General features: G+C 37.3%; 27 protein-coding genes. 2 read left to right on the top strand and 25 right to left on the bottom strand.

Annotated features, from left to right (window positions below; genetic code table 11):
- Positions 1-5 precede the first annotated feature (5 nt).
- From BQ5341_RS03350 to BQ5341_RS03325, 6 genes are all read right to left on the bottom strand, one after another.
- Positions 6-1130 carry an SGNH/GDSL hydrolase family protein gene (locus BQ5341_RS03350; RefSeq protein WP_071130629.1) on the bottom strand — a complete coding sequence of 375 codons (1125 nt, stop codon included), beginning with the start codon at positions 1128-1130 and terminating at the stop codon, positions 6-8.
- A complete protein-coding gene (locus BQ5341_RS03345; RefSeq protein WP_071130628.1) occupies positions 1108-1821 on the bottom strand; it encodes a DUF624 domain-containing protein in 714 nt (237 codons plus the stop codon). Before BQ5341_RS03345 ends, BQ5341_RS03350 begins: the two co-directional genes overlap by 23 nt.
- A gap of 67 nt (positions 1822-1888) precedes the next feature.
- Positions 1889-3547: an ABC transporter substrate-binding protein gene (locus BQ5341_RS03340; protein WP_071130627.1), complete on the bottom strand. Its 1659-nt coding sequence runs from the start codon at positions 3545-3547 to the stop codon at positions 1889-1891.
- A gap of 18 nt (positions 3548-3565) precedes the next feature.
- On the bottom strand, positions 3566-4438 hold the full coding sequence (locus tag BQ5341_RS03335; protein ID WP_071130626.1) for a carbohydrate ABC transporter permease: 873 nt from the start codon (positions 4436-4438) through the stop codon (positions 3566-3568).
- A 10-nt stretch (positions 4439-4448) separates the two neighbouring features.
- Entirely contained in the window at positions 4449-5396 is a 948-nt protein-coding gene (locus BQ5341_RS03330) for an ABC transporter permease (protein WP_071130625.1), read from the bottom strand.
- 74 nt (positions 5397-5470) lie between these two features.
- The gene (locus BQ5341_RS03325; protein ID WP_071130624.1) at positions 5471-7612 is read right to left on the bottom strand and encodes a glycoside hydrolase family 3 C-terminal domain-containing protein; all 2142 of its coding nucleotides are present in this window, start codon (positions 7610-7612) and stop codon (positions 5471-5473) included.
- Positions 7613-7693: 81 nt separating this feature from the next.
- On the opposite strand from BQ5341_RS03325, the gene BQ5341_RS03320 reads away from it, so the two are divergent.
- Positions 7694-8866, top strand: coding sequence for an ROK family protein (locus tag BQ5341_RS03320; RefSeq protein WP_071130623.1), 1173 nt, complete (start codon positions 7694-7696; stop codon positions 8864-8866).
- A 59-nt stretch (positions 8867-8925) separates the two neighbouring features.
- On the opposite strand, the gene xylB is transcribed toward BQ5341_RS03320, so the two are convergent.
- The 7 genes from xylB to BQ5341_RS03285 form a co-directional block, all read right to left on the bottom strand.
- Entirely contained in the window at positions 8926-10419 is a 1494-nt protein-coding gene (gene xylB / locus BQ5341_RS03315; protein WP_071130622.1) for a xylulokinase, read from the bottom strand.
- Between the two features lie 71 nt (positions 10420-10490).
- Positions 10491-11801, bottom strand: coding sequence for a xylose isomerase (gene xylA / locus BQ5341_RS03310; RefSeq protein ID WP_071130621.1), 1311 nt, complete (start codon positions 11799-11801; stop codon positions 10491-10493).
- A gap of 240 nt (positions 11802-12041) precedes the next feature.
- Positions 12042-12296: a GlsB/YeaQ/YmgE family stress response membrane protein gene (locus BQ5341_RS03305; RefSeq protein WP_071130620.1), complete on the bottom strand. Its 255-nt coding sequence runs from the start codon at positions 12294-12296 to the stop codon at positions 12042-12044.
- Between the two features lie 57 nt (positions 12297-12353).
- Positions 12354-12971 carry an Asp23/Gls24 family envelope stress response protein gene (locus tag BQ5341_RS03300; protein ID WP_083378599.1) on the bottom strand — a complete coding sequence of 206 codons (618 nt, stop codon included), beginning with the start codon at positions 12969-12971 and terminating at the stop codon, positions 12354-12356.
- A 333-nt stretch (positions 12972-13304) separates the two neighbouring features.
- Positions 13305-13496 (bottom strand): DUF2273 domain-containing protein, encoded by a 192-nt coding sequence (locus BQ5341_RS03295; protein ID WP_071130619.1) that lies wholly within the window; start codon positions 13494-13496, stop codon positions 13305-13307.
- 9 nt (positions 13497-13505) lie between these two features.
- Entirely contained in the window at positions 13506-14060 is a 555-nt protein-coding gene (gene amaP / locus BQ5341_RS03290; RefSeq protein ID WP_071130618.1) for an alkaline shock response membrane anchor protein AmaP, read from the bottom strand.
- A gap of 36 nt (positions 14061-14096) precedes the next feature.
- On the bottom strand, positions 14097-14990 hold the full coding sequence (locus BQ5341_RS03285; protein ID WP_071130617.1) for an SDR family oxidoreductase: 894 nt from the start codon (positions 14988-14990) through the stop codon (positions 14097-14099).
- Between the two features lie 154 nt (positions 14991-15144).
- Between BQ5341_RS03285 and BQ5341_RS03280 the strand changes: the two genes are divergently transcribed.
- Positions 15145-16089 (top strand): magnesium transporter CorA family protein, encoded by a 945-nt coding sequence (locus tag BQ5341_RS03280; RefSeq protein WP_083378578.1) that lies wholly within the window; start codon positions 15145-15147, stop codon positions 16087-16089.
- Between the two features lie 63 nt (positions 16090-16152).
- Here the strand turns inward: BQ5341_RS03280 and BQ5341_RS03275 are convergent, their stop codons facing one another.
- From BQ5341_RS03275 to BQ5341_RS03225, 12 genes are all read right to left on the bottom strand, one after another.
- Entirely contained in the window at positions 16153-16515 is a 363-nt protein-coding gene (locus BQ5341_RS03275) for a hypothetical protein (RefSeq protein WP_158661733.1), read from the bottom strand.
- Positions 16482-16643 carry a hypothetical protein gene (locus BQ5341_RS10475; protein ID WP_158661732.1) on the bottom strand — a complete coding sequence of 54 codons (162 nt, stop codon included), beginning with the start codon at positions 16641-16643 and terminating at the stop codon, positions 16482-16484. The genes BQ5341_RS03275 and BQ5341_RS10475 overlap by 34 nt, the downstream gene beginning before the upstream one ends.
- A gap of 141 nt (positions 16644-16784) precedes the next feature.
- Complete coding sequence (locus tag BQ5341_RS03270; protein ID WP_071130614.1) at positions 16785-17201, bottom strand: hypothetical protein; 417 nt, start codon at positions 17199-17201, stop codon at positions 16785-16787.
- A 487-nt stretch (positions 17202-17688) separates the two neighbouring features.
- Positions 17689-18123, bottom strand: coding sequence for a VOC family protein (locus tag BQ5341_RS03265; RefSeq protein ID WP_071130613.1), 435 nt, complete (start codon positions 18121-18123; stop codon positions 17689-17691).
- Between the two features lie 141 nt (positions 18124-18264).
- Positions 18265-19470 carry an acetate/propionate family kinase gene (locus tag BQ5341_RS03260; protein WP_071130612.1) on the bottom strand — a complete coding sequence of 402 codons (1206 nt, stop codon included), beginning with the start codon at positions 19468-19470 and terminating at the stop codon, positions 18265-18267.
- Positions 19471-19490: 20 nt separating this feature from the next.
- Complete coding sequence (locus BQ5341_RS03255) at positions 19491-20501, bottom strand: class I SAM-dependent methyltransferase (RefSeq protein ID WP_071130611.1); 1011 nt, start codon at positions 20499-20501, stop codon at positions 19491-19493.
- 573 nt (positions 20502-21074) lie between these two features.
- Positions 21075-22847 (bottom strand): ABC transporter ATP-binding protein, encoded by a 1773-nt coding sequence (locus BQ5341_RS03250; RefSeq protein WP_071130610.1) that lies wholly within the window; start codon positions 22845-22847, stop codon positions 21075-21077.
- 70 nt (positions 22848-22917) lie between these two features.
- Positions 22918-24561, bottom strand: a complete 1644-nt coding sequence (locus tag BQ5341_RS03245) for an ABC transporter ATP-binding protein (RefSeq protein ID WP_235836364.1) — start codon at positions 24559-24561, stop codon at positions 22918-22920.
- Complete coding sequence (locus BQ5341_RS03240) at positions 24558-24998, bottom strand: MarR family winged helix-turn-helix transcriptional regulator (protein ID WP_071130609.1); 441 nt, start codon at positions 24996-24998, stop codon at positions 24558-24560. The genes BQ5341_RS03245 and BQ5341_RS03240 overlap by 4 nt, the downstream gene beginning before the upstream one ends.
- A gap of 138 nt (positions 24999-25136) precedes the next feature.
- Positions 25137-25556: a competence type IV pilus minor pilin ComGG gene (gene comGG, locus BQ5341_RS03235; protein WP_158661731.1), complete on the bottom strand. Its 420-nt coding sequence runs from the start codon at positions 25554-25556 to the stop codon at positions 25137-25139.
- A complete protein-coding gene (gene comGF, locus BQ5341_RS03230; RefSeq protein ID WP_071130607.1) occupies positions 25516-25962 on the bottom strand; it encodes a competence type IV pilus minor pilin ComGF in 447 nt (148 codons plus the stop codon). Before comGF ends, comGG begins: the two co-directional genes overlap by 41 nt.
- Entirely contained in the window at positions 25943-26233 is a 291-nt protein-coding gene (locus tag BQ5341_RS03225) for a PilV family protein (protein WP_071130606.1), read from the bottom strand. Before BQ5341_RS03225 ends, comGF begins: the two co-directional genes overlap by 20 nt.
- Positions 26234-26238: the final 5 nt, after the last annotated feature.

Below are 26238 nucleotides of genomic sequence, written 5' to 3'. Positions count from 1 at the left end.
TCCTCCTATAAATTAAAAATGCTCAAATCCATCTTAGACGCTGCTAAATGACCACCAGCCAATGAGTAATGTAACCCATCACCAGTATCAGCTTCAGCCAACAATAGACTTGGATCGTCAGGATCTTTTAAATACTCATCTAAATCAATAATGCCAGAAAATTTTCCCGAACTCCGATACCAATTATTCAATTGTAACCGGGCATTTTCAAATTTTTCATTAAAAAAAATAGATTTTCTTAATGGTGAAATTGTCACCCCGATTGGCACGATACCGTATTCTTTAGCAATTTTGCAATATTGTTCTAGGCCCGTAATGATTTCTGGAACTTTTACAAAATCTGTTTTAGGATACATAGATTGATGGACTAAATCATTAATACCATGTTGAATAACCAAAAAATCTGGCACATCACGTCCGAAAACATCATCTTCAAATCGAGATAAGCCAGAATAACCATGTCGATAATAACCATCTTCACTATGATCCGTTTCTTCTAAAACTCGATTACCACCGATTCCGATATTTAAAATAGCAATATTTTCTTTCTTTTCTTGTCGCAACCGCAGTTTCATTCCATCAATCCAAAAACCTTGTTGAGTTAACGAATCACCAAAGACGGCAATCGTTTTTGTTTGTTCTGTACATAATTGCTCCAAAGCTATAATTCCATAGACCATACACATACGAGGATTTTCTTTAACCATCCTAAATTGTTCGCTTTGCTTGATTAGGTGCCCTTCTTGAAAATTTTCTACGCTCATCACTTGTCTTGAATAGGTAACCGTTCCAGAAGTAACAATTGTATTTGCAGCTAAATGAGAACTAAGTAAAATTTCATCCGTAGCTTTCAAGGAAACCATCAAAATATCACTAGAGAATGTTTCTCCAGGATAAATAACTATTTTTTCTTCATGATTTTTAGTTACAACGTACTGATCCTCATTTACTTTTAAATTTACTTGTTCAAATACAATTGGTTCTACACCGAACTCGTTTCCGAAAATTACTCTCAACCGTTGACTATCCACATTTGTATTTACTTTAATTTTTTGGATTTCTTTTTTCAAAAATGAAGGCCAAGTACGGTAATCTTGTTGCCTATAACTAAATGTTGTTTTCCATTTCATCTAAATCTACCTCGTTCTCTTGCTTTTTTGTAAAATTATTTTCAATATCGCTTAAAATAGGTGGGAAATCAGCAATAAACAACTTCAAAATGATACCTGTAAATAATATCAACAAAAAATCTGTTAAAAAAAACATTACTGCTCCTATAATCACTAAGTAACTTAAGATTTTTAAGGTTACCTTCCATTGCGTGAAAGTATAATACAGACTCAGCCGAAAAATATCTCTTAATCTAAAACTGAATTTAACATTAATGATACCCGCATAAATTGTAACAATGCTTAAGAAAACCAAAAGTGCGATAAAGAACCAGGCTACGAAGAAATAATCCGTATGTATTTGATATTGAATATCCACTAAAAAAATACTAGCTAGAACTAATATTGGAATTTCTAATTTCACAGCATCTCCCAAATTTTGTCGATATTTTTGGAAATACAGTTTAAAAGGTGAATACTCACTATGATTCTTTTTCAGTAAACAGCCAATCATTGCAGCTAAACTTGGTCCTAAAAACATCGAAAAAACGATCCATAAAATAATGTTAGAAACACTTCGTTCCAAAAATAATAGTGCTACTAAAAATGGGCTGCTGACTGCTAAAAATGAAATTTGCCAAGCAACTAATTCATACGCTTTCGTTGAAAATTTATACATTTTTCCATCGGTAAATTCTTGTTTGTTTGCCATACGAATCTCCTCTTAAAAAAATTTAGGAACCAACTGACCAGAGGCCTGCTGGTTCCTAAAAACCTAATTATTTGTTTTCTGATTGATATTTAGTGTAGGCGTCATTAATCATATCAATATACTGAGTTCCGCCCTTACTATCTACTTCTTCTACATATGCTTTCCATTCACTTAAATCGCGTTGTCCAACAATAAATTGGAGTGTACTTTGATCAACATAATCTTTCACTGGCGTAGAGATTAACGTAGCTTGTTCTAGCTGCATATCATCTAGTGGTGCTGGTGGTTGGAGTGGCAATTCCTCTCTTTCGGAATCCATTTGTTCTAGCCAAGCAACTTCAGTTTCATTCATCGTTGATCTTACCAAATCTTTAGTACCACCATATGAATATACACCACCTGAGAAACCATAATCTTTTTGCAAATCTTTGGTCCCATCAGGATTCAATCCTTTGAAGTTTATGTCTGAGGTTAAAGTATATTTTCCATCTATTAATTCATAAGTTGTGCCTTCAATACCCCATTTTGCAAAAACTTGGCCTTCTTCGCTGTACCATAACCAGTCGATAAATTGCAAAATGGCTTTAAAATTAGGACTATCTTTTAATTTTGAAGAGAGCATAATTCCATTTTCCAATCTATGTTCTGCAATATATGGACCTTTTTCTCCTTCGGGAGTTAGACTTTTTGCAATTGAATATTTGTCTTTTCCAATTGTTTCATCCATATTACCTTCCATAGTGATAAGCTCCTGACCATTTGTAGAAATTACAAATGATTCTCCGGTGTAGAATTTTTGCAATGCAGTCTGATCATCTTGTGTAAAGCTTTCTTTATCTAACAATCCTTCTTCAATGAGTTTATTAAAGTACTCTACCATTGCTTTATATTCGTTGGTTGTTCCAGTATAAACAAATTTTCCTTCTTTTTCGTCGAAAGTTTTATTATCATAACTCCACCCTCCCGAAACACCATATGAAGCTGCAGCTATTTTGAGCAGAGAATTTCCTTGCCATCTATCAGAAAAGGGAATAGATTCTGGATATGCTTCTTTAAGCGCTTTTAGGACAGTATATAGTTCATCCCAACTCGTAGGAATTTCCAATCCATTTTCGTCTAAAATATCCGTTCTAAATGCTAATGTGTAATCTTGCCAAGCTACTTCATGAATACCAGGTAACACATAGTATTTTCCATTATTCTGACGTAAGGTATCCATTGTAGGATTCATTTCCCATTTTTCAATAGTTTCCTTCAAATTTGGCATATAATCTAAATAATCGCTAATTGCCAAAATTGCGCCTGAAGATACAAAAGGAACCTCTGATCCCGGATATGTCTTAGGAATAATATATGGAGAGTCGCCCGAGCTAATCAGCAAGGATCGCTTTTGTTCGTAATCTGAGCGTGGAATCAATGTTGGGTCTAATGTAATATTTGTTAATTTGGTCAACTCGGTATTGAATAACCAATCTTCTTTATAAGGATATGCTTCATGATCTGAATACATGATACTAACATCTAATGGTTCTGACGCTTTAAAAGTTTTACCTACTGCATAATCTTCCATTGCACCTTTTGAGTGATCTGCATCTATCACTGTTGAAGATGAATCAGTTTCCGTATCAGCACTCGATCCTTCTTTCTCGTTCCCACCACATGCGACCAATCCGATTGATACCAAGCTTAATGAAACCCCTGCTAAAATTCTTTTTTTCCAAGACATATTTTTGTCTCCTCCTTTTTATTGTTTAACTGATCCCAACATAATTCCTGACACAAAATATTTTTGAACAAAAGGATAAACCGTTAAGATAGGTAAAACTGATAGTACCATAGTTACAGCTTTGATATTAGCTGAAACTTGCCGTTGATTATCTGCATCCATTCCTCCTGTCGCTTGACCTCCTGTAGCACCTTTTACCATATTTCTTAGATAAACTGTTACTGGGAATAAATCTCGCTTGTCAAAATATAAAAACGCGCTGAACCATGAGTTCCAATATGCAACTGCATAAAATAATATCATTGTTGCCATTATGGGCTTACTTAATGGAAGTACAATTTTAAAAAGAATTCCATAGGTACTTAGACCGTCAATTGCTGCTGCCTCCTCCAATGAATCAGGCATAGCCTCAAAGAAAGCTTTCATGATTAACATGTTATAAACACTTAGAGCTCCTGGTATGACAACTGCCCAAATTTCATTAATCCATCCAAGCGAACGAATTAAAACATAATTAGGGATTAATCCACCATTGAAAAACATGGTGAACACCGCAAACGCAATAAAAAACTTCTGACCAACTATATGTTTTTTTGATAAGGCATACGCCAACATAGTCGTCAGTACCATGGATATCACAGTTCCTAACACTGTATAAAGAACTGTATTTTTATAGTTCACCCAAAACATTTTATCACTAGCAACAATTTTGTAAGTATCTAAGTTGAACCCTCTAGGAAAGAGTGTAACTTTACCTGAATTGATGAATGCTTCACTACTGAAAGATTGGGCAACTACATTTATAAACGGAAACAAGGTCACAAAGACTATCAAAATCAAGATAATCGTATTGACAACTTGAAATATTTTGTAACTCTTAGATGTTCTCATTGTCAACCTCCTACCACAGACTTGTGTCCGTTATTTTTTTAGAAATTAAATTAGACGATAGAACTAAAACTAAACCAATTAATGATTCAAATAATCCAATTGCAGTAGCGTAACTAAAATTACTTGACTGTAGCCCTATTCGATACAAATACGTACTAATAACATCTCCAGTAGAGTAGGTTAGTGGATTATATAAAAGTAAAATTTTCTCAAAACCAACACCGAGGAAACTACCCACATTCAAGATTAATAAAGTAACTACTGTAGGAAGAATACCTGGTAAAGTGACATGAATAGTTTGTTTCCATCGATTAGCACCATCGATTTTTGCTGCCTCATAAAGTGTCTCATCAATATTTGTTAGAGCTGCCAGATATAAAATTGCTCCCCAACCAGTTGTTTGCCATACTTGTGAAATAACATAAACAGGTCGGAACCATTTTGCATTTTGCATGAAGTCAATTGTGTGACCAGTAAAAGCTTTAATTACATTATTAATAACTCCATTGGTTGCTGTAATTTGTAAAATCATCCCTGCAATAATTACCATCGAAAGAAAATAGGGTAGGTAGGAAGCTGTTTGCACAAATTTTTTAAACTTTCGTGATTTTACTTCGTTTAGTAATAGTGCAAATACAATCGGTAATGGGAATGTAAAGAGTAAACTCAATCCTCCCAAAATAATTGTGTTCTTAAAGACATTCCAAAATGCTTGATCGTGCATGAACATTTTGAAATAATGTAACCCAACCCAATTTTCACCAAACATGTTTCCACCAGGTATAAATCGTCGAAAGGCAATTACATTTCCAACCATAGGGCCATATTTAAATACTAACAAGAAAACTATTGGTACAATCAACAAAGAATATAGTTGCCAATCTTTTTTGATTCGTTTCCAGGTATTTTTTTTGTTTTTTTTCACTTGCTTATTTTTTAAAACAGGAACTTCCTCCATATAAAACTCCTCCATTTCCAGTTAGTATGTTCGATAAACCAACCTATGTGATGAGTATAACGCTTACACCTAATTTAAGCAAGCGGTTTTTTATTTTTTTTTAAACTTTCAACTAAAATCTGCTGTGGAGCTTGTCCCATCAAGGTTACAGAGCGTTCATCTGGTTGAGAAAAACCGATATAAAAGGTGAATTTGTCCCCGTCAAAAACTTTTTCTCCCTTTTCATCGACAACTTTTAATTGTTCAACTGGAATTTCTAAAGCAAAGTTTTGTATTTCGTTTTCCTTTAAAGATACTCGCTTAAAACTTAACAATTTATGATTTTTCGGCGCTAAAGAAGTTCCCTCAATTTTCAAATAAACTTGGACCACTTCTTGAATATTTACGGAACTTACATTTTTCATTTGGCCGGAAATTTTCACCAAATCATCTTCAATTTGGACCGTAACTTCTTTGATTTCAGCTTGGCCATACGTCAATCCATAGCCAAATGGATACAAAACATCAGCTTTCGTATTTTGATACGTCCGCTCTTGCATGGAGTAATCGTTAAAATCAGGAAGTTGGCTGGTATCTTTGTAAAAAGTTACCGGTAATTTCCCACTAGGACTGACTTTGCCAAAAATAATATTAGCCAACGCTGTTCCGCCAAAACTTCCTGGATACCACGCTTGAATAATCGCCCGCAAATTCGGATGATTTTCTAAACCATCTAAACTCAAAGCAGATCCGGCAGCTAAGACTACTACAACAGGTTTTCCTTGCGCTAAAATTTTTTCTAATAATTGTTTTTGTCGTCCCGGTAAAGATAAATTATATTTGTCCCCTGAACCGTAGACGTTACCAGAATCTCCTTGTTCTCCTTCAATCGTTGGATCTAATCCTAAACAAACTACGGCCACATCAGCATGTTTTGCAGCAATTAAGGCTTCTGATTCTCGTTCATTTTCTTTAGATAATCCCGATTCGGCATGCTCTTTATATAAATGACTCCCTAATGCATAAAAAGCGCGGCCGCCATTTTTTTCAATTTCAGTACGAATCCCGTCCCAAAAAGTGACATACTGACTAGAAGTTCCAAAATAATTTCCTTGCAACGCTTCTAAATTTCGAGCATTCGGTCCAATGACCGCAATATTTTTTATTTTTTGAGTCGATAATGGCAAAAAGTTTTCATTTTTCAATAACACCATACTTTTTTCTGCCGCCGCCAAAGAAATGGCGTGGTGTTTAGGAGAATCATTTTCTTCATAAGAAATTTCATCAAAAGAGCAGTCCTCAGCAAACATTCCTAAGCGAACGCGCGTGGCGTACAAAGAAACCACCGCTTGCGTAATTTCTTCTTCCGTAACTAAATGGCGCGAAATTGCATCGTTTAATGCATCAGAAATATTTCCAGCACATAAATCACAACCAATTTTCATTGCTAGACTCATAGTTTCCGCCGCATCACTTGTATACTGATGATGCTGATGGACATCCTCTAACGCGCCGTAATCAGAAACAACATGGCCCAAAAATCCCCATTGTTCCCGCAAAATATCTTGCAACAATGTATGATTCACTACAGCAGGCGTCCCGTTGACGGCGTTATAGGCGCCCATCACACTTTCCACGTCGGCCTCTGTGACACATGCTTCAAAAGCTGGTAAATAAAATTCCCACAAATCTTTTTGATTGACCGCTGCATTAAATGAATGGCGATCAGCTTCTGGTCCAGAATGAACCGCGAAATGTTTGGCACAAGCTGCTAATTTTAAATATTTGCCATTTCCTTGCAGCCCTTCAATAAAGGCTACTCCTAAACGCGCCGTTAAATACGGATCTTCGCCGTACGTTTCTTGTCCCCGACCCCAACGCGGATCGCGAAATAAATTAACATTTGGCGACCAAAACGTCAATCCTTTATAAATATCGCGGTCGTTTTGTTTGACGTATTGATTGTATTTCGCGCGACCTTCTGTGGCAATGACTTCACCGATTTCTTTAAGCATTTTTTCATCGAACATCGCCGCCATACCGATTGCCTGCGGAAATACCGTCGCCACACCCGCGCGAGCCACCCCGTGCAAAGCTTCGTTCCAATAATTATATTCAGGAATATTTAAATGCGTAATCGCTGGGGCGCGAAAATTAATTTGGCCAATTTTTTCGGCTAAAGTCATTTTTTCAACAATTTTAGTTGCTTGCTGCCGTGCTTCTTGATGGGTAATCATCTTTTTTCTTCCTTTCTTAAAGCAAAAGCAATTGTATTTTATTAATTCGTACGATAAACTAACCCTTGAGAGGTGTAAAACATGATTTTAAGTAAATATATTATTCGCGAACAAAATGAAGCGACAGTTCTTAAGGCGATTATCGATCACTATGGAATTTCTCGTGCGCAAGTTTCCACGCTGACTCATTTAAATAAAGCGTCAGTTTCTAGCATTACCAAAACTCTTTTGGACAATCAATTAATTTTTGAAATTGGAATCGGCGATGCTTCGGCACTTGGCGGGCGCAAGCCGATTCGCCTAGAATTTAATGGTCACGCTGGAATCGGAATCGCTCTAGATATTGGTTATAACTACATTACGGCCATGATGGCTTTTTTAAATGGCGACAAGATTGCCGCCAAAACTTTTGACGAAGTAGATATCCATGCTAGTAATATTATGGAGCATCTGGAAAAAATCATTTCGCATTTTGAAAAAATAGCTCCTGAAACACCCCACGGCATCATCGGCATTTCCCTTGCTGTCCACGGTATCGTTTCTGATAATCAGATTGCTTTTACCCCCTATTATGATTTGGATAAAATTAATTTACAGGCCATCTTGGAAGAAAAATACAACTATCCGATTATTTTAGAAAATGAAGCGAATTTGACGGCTCTCGGGGAATATTGTTTTTCTGATGATCAGCAGAAAAATGTCGTCAGCGTGAGTGTTCATAGCGGAATTGGCGCCGGAATTGTTTTAGATGGAAAGCTGCACACCGGGTTAAATGGTACGGCCGGTGAAATTGGTCATACGATTCTTGTTCCCCATGGCAAAAATTGTCCTTGCGGCAATCATGGTTGCTTGGAACAATATGCTTCTAATAAAGTTCTTTTTGAAAATTATGCCGCTCAAAAAAATCTACCGCCAATTAATTCCGATGATTTTACGAAGGCCTTGCAGACAAAAGAAATGCTGGCTGAAAAATTAATGAAAGAAAATATGGAACTGTTGGCGATTGGTTTAAACAATGTTGCTATGATGTATAATCCCGAAGTTATTTTTATCAATTCTTCTATCTATCGGAAAAATCCTGACTGGACGCTACGCTTAAAAGAACAAATACACAGTTTTGTTGTCCAAGATATCGTCATTAAAAACGGCACGCTAGCCGATCTTGCCACTTTATACGGTGGTATCGCCAATCTTTCCATGAATTTTTTAAATATTTCTCAACTTCATTTCAATAATCCATTAGCGCAAATTTAACCAAACTTGCGCTAATTTCAAGTTGACGCGAAAATTTTCGCGTTTTTTTGTACTCTGATTTATTGTTCCAATAGTTGATGACTAATTTCTTTTGTAGCTCCGTAAACTTCTTGATAGATAGCATAAATTTTTTCATAAGTGGCCACATTTTTTTCATTCGGTTGATAATGTTGTGTCCGATATTTTACAAAAGTATCGACACAATCTTGCGGCGTTTCAAACCAACCTAAGCCGAGTGCCGCCAACATCACCGCCCCCAGTCCCGGACCTTCTTCAGCCTCTAAAGTGAAAATTTCAGCATTAAAAATATCGGCTTGCATTTGGAGCCAATCGGGATTTTTTGCCCCACCGCCGACAGAAATAATTTTAGAAAATGATTTTCCCACTGAAGTCATCAAGTTTTGACTATCTTTCAAAGAAAAAGTAATTCCTTCTAAAACCGCCCGGGCGAAATGATCACGCGTATGGCGAGCATCCATCCCTAGAAAACTGCCACGAATTTTCGCATCAATATGCGGTGTCCGCTCTCCCATAATATAAGGGGCAAATAAAAGCCCATCTGAACCAGCAGGAATTTTTCCGACATTTTGTAAAAGCTCGTTAAACTGAATTTCCGGCGCAAAAGTTTTCTTAAACCAACTTAAACTTTGTCCAGCGGCGATTGTCACGCCCATGGCATAATATTGATTCGGCAAAACATGATTAAAATAATGTAATTTTCCTTGATAATGGCCCTTTTTTTCTCCTTCGTAACTCAGAAAAACGCCGCTAGTACCAATGCTTGCCAGACCAATTTCTTCAGAAACTATCCCCGCCCCCAGTGCAGCACAAGCATTATCGGCTCCCCCCGCAAAAACTTTAGTTGTTGAAGAGATTCCTAACTTTTCAGCCAATGCTGGTCGAATTGTGCCGATTAAATCCGTTGATTGAACAAGGGGCGGGAAAATATTTTTTGGTAATTCAAAAATTTCGGCAAGTTCCTCAGCCCAAACTTTTTTCTCCACATCCAATAACAATGTCCCGGCCGCATCAGATAATTCCATTTGTTTGTTTCCGGTAAAGTAAAATCCGAGATAATCTTTTGGCAATAAGAACTGGTGAACTTTTGCAAAATTTTCCGGTTCATTTTCTTTTACCCACAAAATTTTCGGTAAAGTAAAGCCTTCTAAAGCAATATTTTGCGTTAATTTTAAAACAAGTTTCCCGGCCCATTCCATAATTTCTTGACATTGTTTAGTGGTACGAACATCATTCCATAAAATCGCCGGACGAATCACTTGATCATTTTCATCTAGTAAAACTAAACTGTGCATTTGCCCGGAAAAACTGATGCCGACTAAATGTTCTTTTAAGTCTGCGACATTTTCTTTTAATTTTGCAATTACCGCGTTAGCACCTTTGATCCAATCAGCAGGATCTTGTTGGGAAAATCCTGGCGCTGGCGTGGAAAGTCCGTAGTCGCTACTGGCTGAACTTACCAATTGCCCTTTTTGATTCATTAAAAGACCTTTAATGCTCCCCGTTCCAAGGTCAAGTCCTAATACATAATCCATATTTCCTCCTAATTTAAAAAAGGGCTGTGCAACGAAACTCCACAGCGCCTTTTTTTTATTTTTCAATTGAATTAAACTAAATAATCGTTTAAGAGCGATTTTACATATTCCAAATGATTGGATTCTGTTTTAATTTCACCATGAGTTAAAGCATAATCTGCTAATGATTCAAGATCCGCTTTTCCATCGACAATTTCTTGGCCGATACCGGTAGTGTAGCTAGCGTAACGTTTTTCTTTTAAATCATCGAAGAAACGATCTTCTTTTAATTTAGCTGCTGCGCGCAACCCTCTGGCAAAAGTATCCATCCCGACAATATGAGCCAATAATAAATCTCCTTGTTCAAAACTTGTCCGGCGCACTTTGGAATCAAAATTAATGCCACCAGGTTGGATGCCGCCATTTTCCAAAACTTCATACATTGCTAAAGTTGTATCATAAATATTTGATGGGAATTCATCAATATCCCAGCCGATTAATGGATCACCTTGGTTGGCATCCAGTGAACCTAGTGCATTGTAATTGCGGGCGGTATTGATTTCATGTTGGAAAGTGTGCCCGGCTAAAGTGGCGTGATTGGCTTCTAAGTTTAATTTGAAATTCTCAGTTAAATCGTATTTTTGCAAGAAAGCCATAGTGGTGGCCGCATCAAAATCATATTGATGGGTCATTGGTTCTTTAGGTTTTGGTTCCAATAAAAATTGTGGTTGATGATTAATTTTTTTCGCATAATCAACTGCCAAATGGAAAAATCGCGCAATATTATCTTGTTCAAAGCCCATATTAGTATTTAATAAGGATTCGTAACCTTCACGCCCGCCCCAGAAAACATAGTTGGCGCCATTCAGTTTTTTAGAAATTTCCAATCCTTTTTTCACTTGAGCGGCCGCATAAGCATACACTTCGGCATTGTTGCTAGTTGCCGCGCCGTTAACATACCGGGGATGGGAAAACATATTGGCGGTGTTCCACAATAATTTGATGCCGGTTTGATCCATTTTTTCTTTAATCAAATCCGTAATCACATCTAAGTTAGCTAAAAATTCTTCTAGTGAATCTCCTGTTGGGGCAATGTCGATATCATGGAAACAAAAATATTCAACATCTAGTTTTTGTAAAATTTCAAAAAACGCCTCGACCCGATTTTTAGCCGTCTCCATTTCATTTTCGCCCCACCAATTTCGTTGGTTGACTGGACTACCGAAAGGATCAGATCCATCTTGAGTCATAGTATGCCAATAAGCCAAGGCAAATCGCAAATGCTCTTTCATAGTTTTCCCTAAAATTACTTCTTCAGGATTGTAGTGACGGAACGCATAAGGATTTTTTGTTGTTGTCCCTTCATAAACCACTTTTTCTGGTACTTCATTAAAATAAACCATTTTTCTTCCTCCTAAAATTTTTAGTTAGTTTGCACGATAAACAAACTCGATGAGTTAAGAGTAATTCTTTTTAAAATGATTGTCAAGCGGTTTCAACAATTTATTTTCTCAACAAAAAAATATTCCCTCAAATAGTTGAAAGCCGCCAATTTGAAGGGGAAATTTTTTTCAGTGCTCCACCACAAAAAAATCCCTAGGAAAAATAAATTTTCCCGGGGATTTTCTTTTACTTATTTTAATTTAGGCTGATTGACCGCGTCGTCCAAAGATAAAGGAAACAATCGCCACAAGAATGACTGCTCCAATAATGGAAGGAATCACTGCCATGCCTCCAACAATCGGTCCCCATGTTCCTAAAAGAGCTTGACCAATGGCTGAACCGACCAAACCGGCGATAATATTAGCGATAATGCCCATCGACCCGCCTTTATTCATAATAGCACCAGCAATGGCGCCAATCACGCCTCCAACAATTAATGACCAAATAAATCCCATGATAATTCCTCCTTAAAAAAGTTTTTTGAGTCAATGACTCTTTTTGTGCATCTTTTTTTATTCCACGCGAGGACGTTGACTTTCCCGCGCTTTATCAGCACCACGATTAATGGATCTCTTTGCTTTATCGGTTTGACGTCCAGCAAAGTCTCCTGTTTTTTCTGCTGCTCGACCCATTTTATCTTGGATGGTATCGGCATCTTTTTGATATTCTTCACGAGTTTTAATATCTACAACATTGACGTTGACCTCGATCACATCTAGATGAGTCATTTGTTTCACTTCATCACGAATTAAATCTTTCATATCAGAAAAAATATTTTCAATATCATAGCCATATTCCACCACAACATCCATATCAACAGCGACTTGTTTTTTGCCAACTTCAGCTTCAATTCCTGCAGAAACATTATCAGTATTAACTAATTTCTCAGCCATATTGGAAAAGAATCCGCCGTCTACCGTTAATAATCCTGGAATTTCGCATAAAGCAAGACCAATAATTTTTTGAATTACTTTTTCATCATAAGTCAACTCGCCACTTAAATCTGCACCACTTCCTTTTTCACGGTGATGGCCTTGATGACCTTTGTGATCATGCGGATGTTGGTGATCGCGCGGCGTTCTTGGACTTCTTTGTTGCCAAATACTTTCTTTTCCTTGACGTTCAGGCATTTCACCTTGATAGTCTTGATTGATATTTTCAGCGGAAGTTTGCGCACCTTCTGGAATAAACGAATCTGGCATCGGTTGATCGAAGCGAGAGTCTTCTAACTGATCGGCTGGTGCATCTGGATGTAAATCTTTTTTGGACCATAACTCTTCATCAGGTCTAGCTTGAATACTTTGTCCAACCTGACTCGCGTCATTTTTAAAGTCATTTTTATTTTTGTCTACCACCGGCGTTCCACCTTTCATCTCTTGTTTAATTTGTTGGCTTTCGTCTTTTTCTAATACGGGATTGTTAATTTTATTTTTTGCCATGAAATTCTCCTTCTCGTTGATTATTTAATATCTTTTAAAACGATCTAAGATTCCTGTTTTTTCCAAATAAAATCCGCCAGCTACCCCAAGACAGATTAAAATAATTAAGAACAACGTCTTAAAAAATCCGACTGTAAACCACAAGATACCTAGCAATAGAGCCAATGCCCCACACAGGATAGGGAGGCGATACATCATAAAAATATTTTTTAACATAAGCCCTCCTTACTCCACACGGGGATGATTATTTTTAAGCGAGTTATTCCGCTCGGTGTCTTCAAAGCGAATATGAACCCGTATTTTTTGTTCACTACCTACAATCGCTTGCACTTTTTGTTGGACAGTCATCATCCAATCTTCCGCATGATTAACGACTTGGCTTGTCCGTTTAATTTGTCCAGCTACGCGAATATTAATCATATTTCTAGTCGCTTGGACTTTCACTTTTGGCTGATCAACAAAATTTTCCTGATTTAATTCAGTCCTTACTAGACCTTCAATTGCGCGACGGTCAAGTGTTAAAGTGCCACTTTCATTTTTCAAGATAAATTGTTCTTTAAACCTTGGATAAAACAAAATAGCAATAATGCTTAACAAGACTAAGCCTACAAAAATTAGACTGACCCAAAATAAATATGAACCGACGATTGAACTTTGAATCATCGGCGTCCACCAAAGATGGTAACCAAAAACTTGGGGGTGCCCTAATAATACGGAAAGGAGCACCGTCAACAACAGTAAAAGCAAGATAATCAGAACGACCTTCTTCCCTTTACGCATAGCATCCCTCCTTTCAAAGAAACATAATAAGTAAAACTATAAATTAATCGGCGTGCCGCCTGTCACTCCATAAATTTGTCCGGTAACAAAGCTCGCTTTATTCGATGCTAAAAAGACATATACTGGCGCTAACTCGACAGGTTGTCCGGCGCGCTCCATTAAACTATCTTGACCAAATTTCGGCAACGCATCTTTTGGTTGTCCTTGATCAAGTTGGAGTGCTGTCCAAATCGGACCAGGAGCAACCCCATTGACCCGAATGCCTTTTTTAGCAAAATATTGTGACATATTTACTGTAAAATTAGCAATCGCCGCTTTAGTGGCTGCATAATCCATTAGATGCGTGGATGGATGGAATGCTTGAACCGAAGTGGTGGTCAAAATTGCTCCACCAGCTGGTAAATATTTTTCAGCAGCTTTGACTAAACCGAACATGGCGATGATATTTACTTTGAACGTATCTTCAATTTGTTTTATAGAAAGATCTGCTAAAGATTCTTGCGCAATTTGTTGGGCGGCATTCATTACTAATGTGTCCAGTCCACCAAATGCTGCAATGACATTTTCGATAACTTCTTTTGGTGCACCATCCTCTTGAAAATCACAAGGAATTAAAAGCGACTTGCGGCCGGCTTTTTCGATCCAGTCAGCTACTTGCTGGGCATCTTTTTCTTCCCCTGGGAAAAATTGAATGGCTACATCGGCTCCTTCTCTTGCAAAAGCAATTGCTACTGCTCGGCCGATTCCTGAATCTCCGCCGGTAATTAAAACACGACGATTTAATAATTGTTCGTTACCAACATAACTTTCTTCACCACAGTCGGGCACGGGGGTCATCTCACTTTGGAGAGCGGGTGTGTCCTGATCTTGCTTTTTAAAATGATCCACGTGATATAATTTTCGCGGATCTTGTAAATTAGGTTTGGTCATTATTCCTCACTCCTTTAAATTAAGTGTAATCGATTCAAGAATTTCTGGGAAACAATTTGACTAAATCCTAATTGTATCAGCATATTTTCACTTTTTTTAGATGTCTGTTACCATTAAAGGAGAGTAAAAAATATTTTTTTGGAGGTGTTCATTGATGGAAAGTTTTTTAATTACCGAAGAAAAATTAATTATCACTGATCATGAAGATTCGGCTGTTTTACAATTGATTCCTCAAGAAAATCAAGACAAAGTGAATGAATACCGAAAAAAATATTACCTTCCTGATGACTTATTTGCTTGGGACCATGTGCCTGAAGTAGCGCCACGCTTTGAAAAATTACCTCACGCCAACTTGCCTGATGCTTTCTTGCTCGTTTTGACCAATATTGTTCCCACCGATGATTTTTCTCCCATTACAGATCAATTCGAAATTTTTACTATTGTCTATTCAAAAGATTTACTGCTCTGTTTTTATCCGGAATCTTCCGTTTTTTTCAAAAATGTCATTCATACTCGTGAGGAAAATTTTTCTAGTTTGGCAAATTTTGTTGGTCACTGTTTTTTGCATCTTTATCAAAATTACACTAAAGAACTGCAGTTTAAAAAAAAGTGCATCGACAAATTGGATCAAGCGGCCCGCGATTCAACTTCTAATGAAGAACTTTTTAGATTAACGGACACGACGCGGAATATGGTTTATTTAGAAAATGCCTTAGAAACTCTCGATTTGACCGTGCAATCTTTGGCTAAGCAAAAAGATTTTATGGACTCACTAAATGACCAGGCCCTGGCCATCGACATTCAAATGTATAATCGGCAAACGGTAAAACTTGTCCATTTGTATCGTGATTTACTAGAAACTATTAGCGGACTTTTTTCTGATATGATGAGTAACCATTTAAATCATTTGATGAAATTTTTAGAATCGACGGCTTTAGTGATTTCTGTTCCTACTTTGATTGGCGGATTTTGGGGGATGAATACAGGCGGACTTCCCGGGAGACACCACGGATTTGGCTTTTGGTTAGTCGTGATGATCGCCGGTGCTCTAGCTTTAATCATGGCACTTTTTTTAAAGAAAAAAAATTATTTCAAATAAAAAAAAGTGACCACAAAAAGATTTCTCTTTTTGTAGTCACTTTTTATTTTAGGCGCTTATTTTTTAAGCACTCACTGACTGCTTTTTTTGAAAATTACAGTCATCGCTATTTGTCTTTTCATGATCGTGATGCTCTTTGCAGTAGTTTTCCACCGCTTGATTCATAATTGGTGCAAACTCTGCAAAAAACCGAGCGCAATTTTTTTCCAGACGTTCAAATTCCGCTGGCGTTTCAAACAAATAAACATCTTTAGCTAAATCAGCAAAGACATGACTTTCTTCCACCACTTTTAAATGGCCAAAATCATTTTCAGCTTGTAATGGAACGAAATGCACGGCCATTTGCATCTGTCTTTTCTCACTATTCGCTTCAATGACTTGATCATGCAAAGTTAAATAGGTCTGTAAGAGGCCTTTTTTTGCCAATTTTGATTCATTAAAACCAGCTGTTGTCGATCAGCATCGCCGACAATTAGCCAATGTTTGTGAGTCCCTTCATTCGCTGCTTGATCCAATGTTTTTTCTAAATGCAAATATAAATGACTCCGATACATTTCTCCCAGTCCTCCCCGAAACTTTTCTCATCAATTAAATAAATTACTCCATTTAAACTTGTCTTAATTAAGTTTGGTTACTTCCCTCGCTTAAAATTTACCGCTTACAAATTTTTCTAAAAAAAACCGTCCCCACGGTTTTTAAAGAAATACTTCCGGATCATTGTGACTTTTTTTCAGCATTTGATGAATAATTGTGTGATCGCCATAGCCGACATTTAACACATAATCCCGCCAGAAAAATTCCTTTTCTTCAAGCATGTATTCGTCAAAAGACATTTCTAAACCAATCGCTAAATTACGAACGAGAAATGCTAGTCGGGCATCAAGATACATAACGTCTTTAATGTATTCTAATTTTTCTTGTGGATCTGTCGTTTCCGGATTGTTCAGTAAAGCAGCTTTCATTTCTTCTTGCAAACTAGCAAAGTAACTGTAAAATTCTTCTGGAATTGGTAAGTCGCTAACGGTCCCCAGTAATTCCCGGCCGGACCAACGCTGCTGTGCAATTTCAATTTTTTCTTCCAAGGTACCTTCCCAAAGGTATTCCCATCTCATCTTTTTTCCTCCCTGACAAAAGTATGTGGAACATTAGGGACAAAAATGTCCAGACCCCAAAATTTTTCCCACAGAACAGCTTTTTAGCTCTTTTCCCCAAAAGAACATTGAAATCTCGTAGTAGAATTTGTCTCTATTATATAAGACTTATTCAAAATATTCAAGTAAATTCTCACTAATAAATTCAATAACAGCAAGGGTTTGAGGATTCTTTCACAAAAGCTTTAAATTCGGGTTGTCTTGACTGTTTATGAAGTGATTTTTCTTTTTCAAAAAAATAAATATTGTTTATAAAAGCAACTGTTGACGCTCTTTTCAAAGTAATTTCCAACTTTTATTTCACAAAATATATTTTGGTGATATTGTCATTTTAAGCTTTTCAGAAAAGTTTCAGAAAATTTAAAAAAACAAAATAACCTAAAAATTCCGTCAAAAACGGGACCATTTAGTAAAAGAATTAAAAAATATTTTTCTTCAAGCTGCCTGTTTAGTCAATGATGAGCATATTATTTTCATCGAATTTCCAGCTGGAACCATATGCTACTTCCCAATAATAGCCATCAAGGTCGGTAAAATAACCTGAATAACCATCCCAAAGAGGATTTTTTGTTGGTAATTTAATAATTGTACCGCCACTTTTTTGGACCAAGTCAAAAAATTCATCCACTTCTTTTGTTGAGTGGAGATTGATTGCTAAAGTAATCCCTGGAAAACCTTTCGTTCTAGCTGGCGGATTTATTTCGTTAATATCTTTGGCCAAATTCGGTAATGGAAAGAGTTCTAATTTCGTCCCTTGATTGTTAAAAAAAACAATTGGTGGCTGTTGATTTTCTTCTAACGTTTTAAATCCCAGCGCTTTATAAAATTGTAACGATTTTGCTAAGTCCTCGACCCCTAGACAAATTAAGTTAATTCGATTCATTTCTAATTCTCCTTTTTGAATTAGTATATCATTAAAAGAGGGGATTCATTAGTTTGACGTTTACCACACATTTATTTTCAGATAAGCCAAAAAGCATCCAGAAGACTAATCTCCTGGATGCTTTTTTTGAATTTTATTTAATTATTTTTTCAAACGTTCCACGTCACGAGCAATCATGACTTCTTCATCAGTGGCGATTACGTAAACTGGAATTTTAGAATCAGCGGCCGTAATTTCCCCTTCAAAGCCAAGATAGCCTAAAGTTTTCTCGTTTTTCTCATCGTCAAGTTTAATCCCAAACCAGCTTAAACCGTCTAAGACTTCTTTACGCATGTAAAAAGCATTTTCCCCAACGCCTGCGGTAAAGACAATGGCATCAACGCCATTCATTTCGGCAATGTATTGGGCAATGTATTTTTTAATCCGGTCAGAATATAATTCAATCCCTAATTGAGCTGTTTCATTGCCATTATCGGCAGCTTCGTGGATTTCCCGCATATCAGAAGAAATACCAGTTAACCCTAAGATACCTGATTTTTTATTTAAAATATCAATCATTTCTTCAATTGTTCCAATGCCTGCTTTACGCATTAAGTAAGGCAGTAAAGAAGCATCGATATCACCAGAACGCGTTCCCATTGTAACACCGGCAAGTGGCGTGAAGCCCATGGAAGTGTCGACTGATTTTCCGCCATCAACTGCGGTAATTGAAGCGCCGTTCCCAATATGACAAGTAATAATTTTTGTTTCTTCAATCGGGCGACCTAATAATTCAGCCGCTTTTTCAGAAACGTAGCGATGACTTGTTCCGTGCGCGCCATATTTACGAGCCGCATATTTTTCGTAGTATTCAGTAGGAATCGAATATAAGAAATTAGATTTTGGCATTGTTGTATGGAAACTTGTATCAAAAACTGCAACGGACGTAATATCTGGCAATAAGTTTTTGAAAGCTTTAATGCCCATCGCATTCGCTGGGTTGTGTAAAGGTGCTAATTCGGAAAGTTCAACGATTTTAGCATAGACATCATCGTCAATAATCGTGGAATCCTTGAAATATTCGCCACCAGCTACTACCCGGTGGCCAACGCCTGTGATTTCATCATAGGAACCAATGATATTTAATTTCAATAAATTATCTAAAAGCATTTGAACCGCAATTTCGTGGTTGGAAATATCTTCAATGGTTTCAAATTTTTGACCGTCACCATATTTAATCGTGAAAATCGAATCATTTAAACCAATCCGTTCGACGATTCCTTTAGCGATCACTTCTTCTTGAGGCATATTATAAAGTTGCCATTTCAAACTAGAACTTCCGGCATTAATTGCAATTGTTTTAGACATTTTTTTCTCCTTTAAATGGTTTATTTTAAATTTTCTGTTTTCCAAGTTGTAAATTGTTGCGCAAATTTTTGAACTTCGGATGGTTTTTGTAAATCTCCTAGTTGCAAGAGTAACACTTCTGGTGCTTGTTGGCTAGTGGATCCTGGTTTTTGTAAAATCAAAATCGATTTTTGCGAGTCGGTATTTTGGAATAACTTTTTCGGCAAAGCAATCATTCCTTGCAAATACGCCGATTCTTTCAACCATTGAGTAAAATGCATTGCTTGAGCGGATTCAAATAACTTGGTGGGAACTAGGAAAAGGGCTACGCAGTCTTCTTTGACGTATTTAAAACTGGCTTCAATTAACAAATGATGGGCATAAGCGAGTTCTTCAGTCACATTTTTCCCTGTGATAAATTTTTGGGCGACATCTTTTTGCGGGTAAAAACCAATCGGCAAATCCGCAATTACTGCATCCACCGGTTCAATGAGTAAAGGTTGCAAGGCATCTTGATGAAAATATTGAATCGGCAAATCTAAATATTCAGCATTCGCTCCGGCCACTTCAATTAGCAAATCATCATTTTCAACGCCAATTGCTCGAAAATCTTTTTTAGATTCTTTAGCCCCGACTAAGACGGTCGTCAATAAATTTCCTAATCCTGACGTGGGGTCAAGAATCGTCAACTGTTTTTTTTGAGAGAAAAACTGTTCTAGTAAAAATAAAAAAAGATAGCCCAATGAATCTGGCGTCAGCTGATGATTGGCTGATAATTGATCACTTTTGGCACCGGCGAGCATTAACAGTTGCGTCACTTGCCGTTTTTCTCCGTCACTTAAATCAAGAGCCGCTAGTTCTTGGTACCAGTCGTTTAACTGCTTTGTATCAGCTTCATTAGGCAGTCCATCTTGCACTTTTACCTGTCCATCAATCAAATTGCCAAAACTTTCTAAATACCCTTCTAAAAATGGGATATCTAAAACGCCCGCGAGAAGGTCGATACTTTTTTGTAAAAGATCATAGGCCGTTTCAATTTTGCCGCTTGTCATTGATTCCCTCCTTATTATCAAACACCAACGCATACTGTTTTATTTTAACGAAACTTGTCTGGGAAAACAAGTGCTTTTTAGGTGGGGAAATTTTAAAAATTTAGCAAGCTTTAACAAACAGAAAGCAAAAAGGCCAATCTTATGGTTAGTAAGCTTGGTCTTTAGTTATGCATATGAGATTCTATTTCTTTTTGGCCCAACCTTTTAAAATTTTGGTCATCACATTTGCTCGCCACAAAAAAATAATGAATAGAAGAATCCCAAAAGAAATTTCCAGCCAAATCATGACATCATCTCCTTTAATTAAATGGCCTCTATAAACAATAAAATTGGAGTACGGCTTTTTAAATCTATTTTGTTGTAATCATTTCGACTGTTCTTTATTTTAAACATAGTAACTGATCCGGTTTCATTGATCCGGTTTCATTGATCCGGTTTCATTGATCCGGTTTTATTATCGTTTAATAAAATATTAAAGCAAGCAATCATCATCTTACATATTAAAAAGAAAACATAAACTTTCCCAAATCATATCTGCTAACTCATCTTAATCCTACTATATACTAAACGTGGTTACTTCTCAAATTGGGCGGCATATAAATTAGCATACATTCCATTTTGGTCCAGTAGTTCCTGATGTCGCCCTTGTTCAATAATACGCCCTTGATCGACGACCAAAATATGGTCGGCGTTAATAATTGTCGACAGACGATGGGCGATGACGAAACTTGTTTTACCGATCATTAAATTTTTCATCGCTTCAGCAATTAAAGCCTCGGTTTGCGTATCTACGTTGCTCGTAGCTTCGTCTAAAATTAATAAATCAGCTTCTAGTAAAAAGGCCCGGGCGATGGTCAATAATTGTTTTTGTCCTTGCGATAAACTGCCGCCATCTTCATCAAGCTTAGTATCATAATTTCTTGGCAGTTGCATAATAAATTCGTGACAACAGGCGGCCTGACAAGCGGCCTCTACTTCCTCTTTGGTCGCCGAAGTTTTGCCATACGTTAAATTTTCCCAAATAGTTCCAGTAAACAGCCATGTATCTTGTAAAACCATAGCATACGCCTGGCGCAAACTTTTGCGGGTAGCTTTTTTAATATCATGACCATCAAGGAAAATTGCCCCCGCATCAGGATCGTAAAAACGCATGAGAAGATTGACAATCGTTGTTTTTCCCGCACCGGTGGGTCCCACAATCGCGGTGACACTCCCGGCTTTAGCGGTGAGATTTAAATCTTGAATCGTCGGACGAGCTGCATCATAACTAAAATCAACATGTGAAAATTCTACCGTTCCAGAAACTTTTTCAAAAACGAACGCATCTGGGGCATCTTGAACTTCAGAAGGTTCATCTAGCAAACGAAAAACCCGTTCAGCAGCGGCGAGTGCCGATTGCAAATCAGAAAAAATATTGGCAAACTCATTAATAGGTCCAGAAAATTTGCGGGAATATAAAACAAAAGAAGATAAATTTCCTAAAGTGAGCGCATTTTGCAAAAATAATACTGCGCCAAAAACGGAAATCAACGACAAAGATAAATTATTAATAAAATTAACAGAAGGACCCGTCATGCTACCATAATATTCGGCGTTGTAATAAGCATCCACGGCTTCTTGGTTTTTCACATCAAAGCGTTCTAAAGTATGTTCTTCTTGATGATAAATTTTAATTGTTTGATTTCCTGAAACCAATTCCTCCACAAAACCATTAAGATCCCCTAAAAGTCGGGAGCGTTTGGCAAATAATGGTTGGAAACGACTAGTTAAAAATTTTGTTAGAAAAATCGCTGCTGGAACAGTAATTAAAAAAACTAAAACAAGTCGCGGTGAAATGATGATCATCATGATTAAAGAACCAATGACCGTAATAACCGAACTTAGAATTTGCACTGTATCATTGGAAAGTGACGTATTAATATTGTCAATATCATAGGTCATCCGGGAAATGATGTCGCCGGTTTGATGCTTATCATAAAAACCTACCGGCAATTGGGACAGTTTTTCAAAAACTTCTTTGCGCAAGTTCGCCACCACTTTTTGACTAAGACGAATCATTAAAATAGAAATCACATAATTAAAAATACTGGACACAAAATAAAAGAACAGCATCCAACCACAATAATAAAAGACTTTAGCAAAAATCACTTTCCCCGGCCCCGGTTGAATAGCATCTATGGCGTATCCAGAAAGGAGAGGCCCGATTAAAGCGAAAAAATTACTTGTTATCGTTAAAATTAAACATAACAAAAGGAGCCATTTGAATTTATATAAATATTGCCAAAGACGAACCAGCGCTTGCCGGCGATTTTTAGGTTTTTCATTCACTGAGCGACTGCGAGCCATCGATTTGTCCTCCTTGGGAAATAAATATTTTTTGGTAAAAAGAATTTTCAGCGAGTAACGATTCATTTGTTCAGTGACCAACAATTTTTCCATGGTCTAAAACGATAATTTGATCAGCAAAAGCAATGGAGCTGATGCGTTGGGCAATTAAAATTTTAGTCGTTTGGGTAAGTTGTTTTAAATTTTTTCGTAATTGGGCATCGGTTTTATAATCTAGCGCCGACGAAGAATCATCTAGCACCAAAATTTCTGGTGGGCCGGCTAGTGCCCTTGCTAAGAGAACTCTTTGTTTTTGTCCGCCAGATAAATTGCTCCCTTTTGCTTCTAATTGGAACTGCCTTTTTTCAGGTAATTTTTCAATAAATTCTCTCGCTTGTGCTTGATCGATAGCTTTTTCAACCTGACTATCTGAAAGATTGCGACCGAGGCGGATATTTTCTTCAATCGTATCGGCAAACAAAATGTCTTTTTGTAAAACAACACCAAATGCGTCGTACAATTCTTCTTTAAGCACCGTGACTAAAGGTCGATCTTTGAAATAAATTTCGCCAGAGTCAGGATCGTAAAGTCGCAATAATAATTTCATTAAAGTAGTTTTTCCGCTGCCGGTGCCGCCAATAATGCCAATGGTGGAACCAGCCGGAATCGCCAAAGAAATATCTTCTAGCACCGAAGCGCCATCTGGATAATGAAAATTCACTTGTTGAAAAGAAATCAAGGGAGATTGCGGTTCTTCATTTAAAATTGGCAAAGCGCTCTGTGTTTTTAAATCTGCGGGCATGACTAAGACTGCTTCAATTCGATTGGCGGAAGCTAATCCGCGGGAAAAGGCGACAAAAATTCGCGTGATACTCATCATGGCATTTAAAATAATTGTAAAATAAGTTAAAAAAGCGACAATTACACCTGGTTGCGTCAAATTGCTGTTGACGCGAAAAGCCGCCACTAAAATGACTAATGTTAAACCGCCATTTAAAAAGAAATTCATAAAAGCTGGCGTGATGGCCATCGTTTGATTGGCGGAAGTTTCGGCCGCTACTAAATCTTGATTGACGCCTTTAAAACGATTCACCTCATAAGGCGTTTTAGATAATGCTTTAATCACGCGCGCGCCGGTCACATTTTCCCGTACAACTGTGACTAAAGCATCAATTTGCTTTTGCAACTGGGCGAATTTGGGAATTCCTTTTTTAGAAACGATGTAGATCGTTATTAAAGTAAAGGGCAAAACGGCAACTAAAACCAATGTCAACACCGGATCTAGCGTGGCGGTGATAATAATTCCACCAATTAATAAAATCGGCGCGCGAATGCCAATCCGCTGACTCATGCCGATTGTTTGATGAATATTATAAGTGTCGGTGGTGAGGCGGGAAACTAAAGAAGACACGCCGAAACGATCAAATTGCGCCGTCGATAGACTGCCAATTTTTTCAAATAAATCATGCCGTACTCGTCCAGTCGTATCGCGAGCCACCCGGGAGGCCATGCGATTGGCAATAATATTAGTCAACATCGCCAAAATCGAACAAATCACCATCACCACGCCCCACCAAATGATCGGCGTGATTCTTTTTTGCGGAATCACCGAATCAATGATGTAAGCTAAAATCCACGGCAAAAGTAAATCCATAATTGAACCCACGAATTTAAAACTCATTCCTAGCGTAATCCGCCCGACTAAAGGCTTTAAATATTTCAAAAAAAGTTTCATTTATTGGCCTCCTGTTCTGAAACAATTTTTTGTGCTTTGTCTAAAATAATTTTCAGTTGACTTAGTAAAAGTTCTTGCTGATCGGCAGGAATTTCTGCTAAAAATTGACCATTTAAATCTGTTAACATCTCATGAATCACCGGACGAATCGCCAAAGCTTTTTCGGTAGGATAAACTAGCATTTTTCGTTTATCAGTTGGTGAGACGCTGCGGGTAATATAATTTTCTTTTTCTAAAAATGCCAGTTGGCGCGTGACATTGGATTTGCTAACAGAAATCATCTGCGCCAATTGCTCTTGGGTGAGACCGGGATTTCGACAAATATTTATTATGTAAGTATGATGTTGCCCGTTCAAATGATAAGGCGCCAACTTTTCTCCTCGATATAAATTAGAAAGTCGCGCAATGCGATTAATGTAGCGCGTAAAATGTTCCACGGCGATCGCTCCTTTTTTTTGATTCATCTAAGTATAGAGTAAGTATAGAAAAAAACCGTTGCACATGCAACGGTTTCCCCTGAAAAAACTTTAACTTTGTCATTTGCGGGTAAAAAATCGACTCATTTGACGCAAATTTTACTTTTGGGATTCTGTAGTGGTTTCTTCTGTTTCTTCTGTTTCTTCTGTTTCTTCTGGATCTGGATCCGGTTCTGGTAAAATTCCGTCATAAAAGAAAAATTCTTGTCCATTAATTTGAACTAGATACTCCATCCTTTGAAGATTTTCAAAGAATTGAATTTGAACAGCTCCTTCTTGAAAATAAAAAATAGTTTGGTGCGGATTTTCTTTTAGAGAATGTTGGCTCCACGTTTTCAAACTGGCCGCTACATAATAATTTGCGAGGCGTTGTTGGAAATTCATCTTCACCCGGTAATCTTGTAAAAAAAGCAATAGTAAAAAAGCCAGCAGCAACAATAAACTTAAGACACTAAATAAAATGCCGCCGCCGATTTTTTTATTCCGGGAAGACCACATATCCTTTATACGTTTCACCATTTCTAAAAGTCACCTCAATTTTTGAACCGAATTTATCAGGTTTCAATTGCCAATCTCTGACGTTCATTAGTAGCGGCTGGTGTCCCCCTTTATAATGCTTGCGAATCATGAAACTGGGATCTCCCGTGTTGGCGTACAGCTGAAAGACACTATCAAGTAACAATTCATCCTGAAAATAGAGTTCCTTGGGGAAATAATTTTGCTGCCGGTAAGTAAACCCCCGCATCTCATATTCTATTTGCAGCAAAAACACTTGAAAATCATCTTGATACTCCCTAAAAGAAATTTGTTGAACACGTCGTAATTGGCTAACGCCCACTTGAAATAATAAGAGGACAACACTGAGAATCAGGAGCGCGCAAATAGCTTCAACTAAAGTAAATGCTTTAATTTTCTTGAAAACCAATTGTCACCTCACCTCGTTTCACTTGAATACCGTTAGAGTGAACGTTGACAGTATAACTCACACCATCGCGAATTTTTTCTGAAGTGTTGATTCCATTTACATATTTTTCGGTTTCTTCCATTAATAATCGAGCTGCCACTACTTTTTCTTGGGCAGCCCGACTTTGGTTTTCTAAAAAAACAAATTGAGGAATCAGCAAACTCAAGACCACCGTCATGGCTAAAAGTGCCACCAGTCCTTCTAAAAACAAAAAGCCGCGGATTTTAGCCATCGGGT

Source organism: Enterococcus timonensis, from assembly GCF_900104595.1.
Classification (GTDB): Bacteria; Bacillota; Bacilli; order Lactobacillales; family Enterococcaceae; genus Enterococcus_J; species Enterococcus_J timonensis.
Note: the sequence above shows the minus strand (reverse complement) of the source record. Positions and strands in the feature narration are given on the sequence as shown.

Bases quoted from the DNA above. Each gene is read 5' to 3' on its own strand.
- BQ5341_RS03350 (WP_071130629.1), bottom strand. From the start codon at position 1,130: ATGAAATGGAAAACAACATTTAGTTATAGGCAACAAGATTACCGTACT.
- BQ5341_RS03345 (WP_071130628.1), bottom strand. From the start codon at position 1,821: ATGGCAAACAAACAAGAATTTACCGATGGAAAAATGTATAAATTTTCA.
- BQ5341_RS03340 (WP_071130627.1), bottom strand. From the start codon at position 3,547: ATGTCTTGGAAAAAAAGAATTTTAGCAGGGGTTTCATTAAGCTTGGTA.
- BQ5341_RS03335 (WP_071130626.1), bottom strand. From the start codon at position 4,438: ATGAGAACATCTAAGAGTTACAAAATATTTCAAGTTGTCAATACGATT.
- BQ5341_RS03330 (WP_071130625.1), bottom strand. From the start codon at position 5,396: ATGGAGGAAGTTCCTGTTTTAAAAAATAAGCAAGTGAAAAAAAACAAA.
- BQ5341_RS03325 (WP_071130624.1), bottom strand. From the start codon at position 7,612: ATGATTACCCATCAAGAAGCACGGCAGCAAGCAACTAAAATTGTTGAA.
- BQ5341_RS03320 (WP_071130623.1), top strand. From the start codon at position 7,694: ATGATTTTAAGTAAATATATTATTCGCGAACAAAATGAAGCGACAGTT.
- xylB (WP_071130622.1), bottom strand. From the start codon at position 10,419: ATGGATTATGTATTAGGACTTGACCTTGGAACGGGGAGCATTAAAGGT.
- xylA (WP_071130621.1), bottom strand. From the start codon at position 11,801: ATGGTTTATTTTAATGAAGTACCAGAAAAAGTGGTTTATGAAGGGACA.
- BQ5341_RS03305 (WP_071130620.1), bottom strand. From the start codon at position 12,296: ATGGGATTTATTTGGTCATTAATTGTTGGAGGCGTGATTGGCGCCATT.
- BQ5341_RS03300 (WP_083378599.1), bottom strand. From the start codon at position 12,971: ATGCCTGAACGTCAAGGAAAAGAAAGTATTTGGCAACAAAGAAGTCCA.
- BQ5341_RS03295 (WP_071130619.1), bottom strand. From the start codon at position 13,496: ATGTTAAAAAATATTTTTATGATGTATCGCCTCCCTATCCTGTGTGGG.
- amaP (WP_071130618.1), bottom strand. From the start codon at position 14,060: ATGCGTAAAGGGAAGAAGGTCGTTCTGATTATCTTGCTTTTACTGTTG.
- BQ5341_RS03285 (WP_071130617.1), bottom strand. From the start codon at position 14,990: ATGACCAAACCTAATTTACAAGATCCGCGAAAATTATATCACGTGGAT.
- BQ5341_RS03280 (WP_083378578.1), top strand. From the start codon at position 15,145: ATGGAAAGTTTTTTAATTACCGAAGAAAAATTAATTATCACTGATCAT.
- BQ5341_RS10475 (WP_158661732.1), bottom strand. From the start codon at position 16,643: ATGTATCGGAGTCATTTATATTTGCATTTAGAAAAAACATTGGATCAA.
- BQ5341_RS03270 (WP_071130614.1), bottom strand. From the start codon at position 17,201: ATGAGATGGGAATACCTTTGGGAAGGTACCTTGGAAGAAAAAATTGAA.
- BQ5341_RS03265 (WP_071130613.1), bottom strand. From the start codon at position 18,123: ATGAATCGAATTAACTTAATTTGTCTAGGGGTCGAGGACTTAGCAAAA.
- BQ5341_RS03260 (WP_071130612.1), bottom strand. From the start codon at position 19,470: ATGTCTAAAACAATTGCAATTAATGCCGGAAGTTCTAGTTTGAAATGG.
- BQ5341_RS03255 (WP_071130611.1), bottom strand. From the start codon at position 20,501: ATGACAAGCGGCAAAATTGAAACGGCCTATGATCTTTTACAAAAAAGT.
- BQ5341_RS03250 (WP_071130610.1), bottom strand. From the start codon at position 22,847: ATGGCTCGCAGTCGCTCAGTGAATGAAAAACCTAAAAATCGCCGGCAA.
- BQ5341_RS03245 (WP_235836364.1), bottom strand. From the start codon at position 24,561: ATGAAACTTTTTTTGAAATATTTAAAGCCTTTAGTCGGGCGGATTACG.
- comGG (WP_158661731.1), bottom strand. From the start codon at position 25,556: ATGGTGAAACGTATAAAGGATATGTGGTCTTCCCGGAATAAAAAAATC.
- BQ5341_RS03225 (WP_071130606.1), bottom strand. From the start codon at position 26,233: ATGGCTAAAATCCGCGGCTTTTTGTTTTTAGAAGGACTGGTGGCACTT.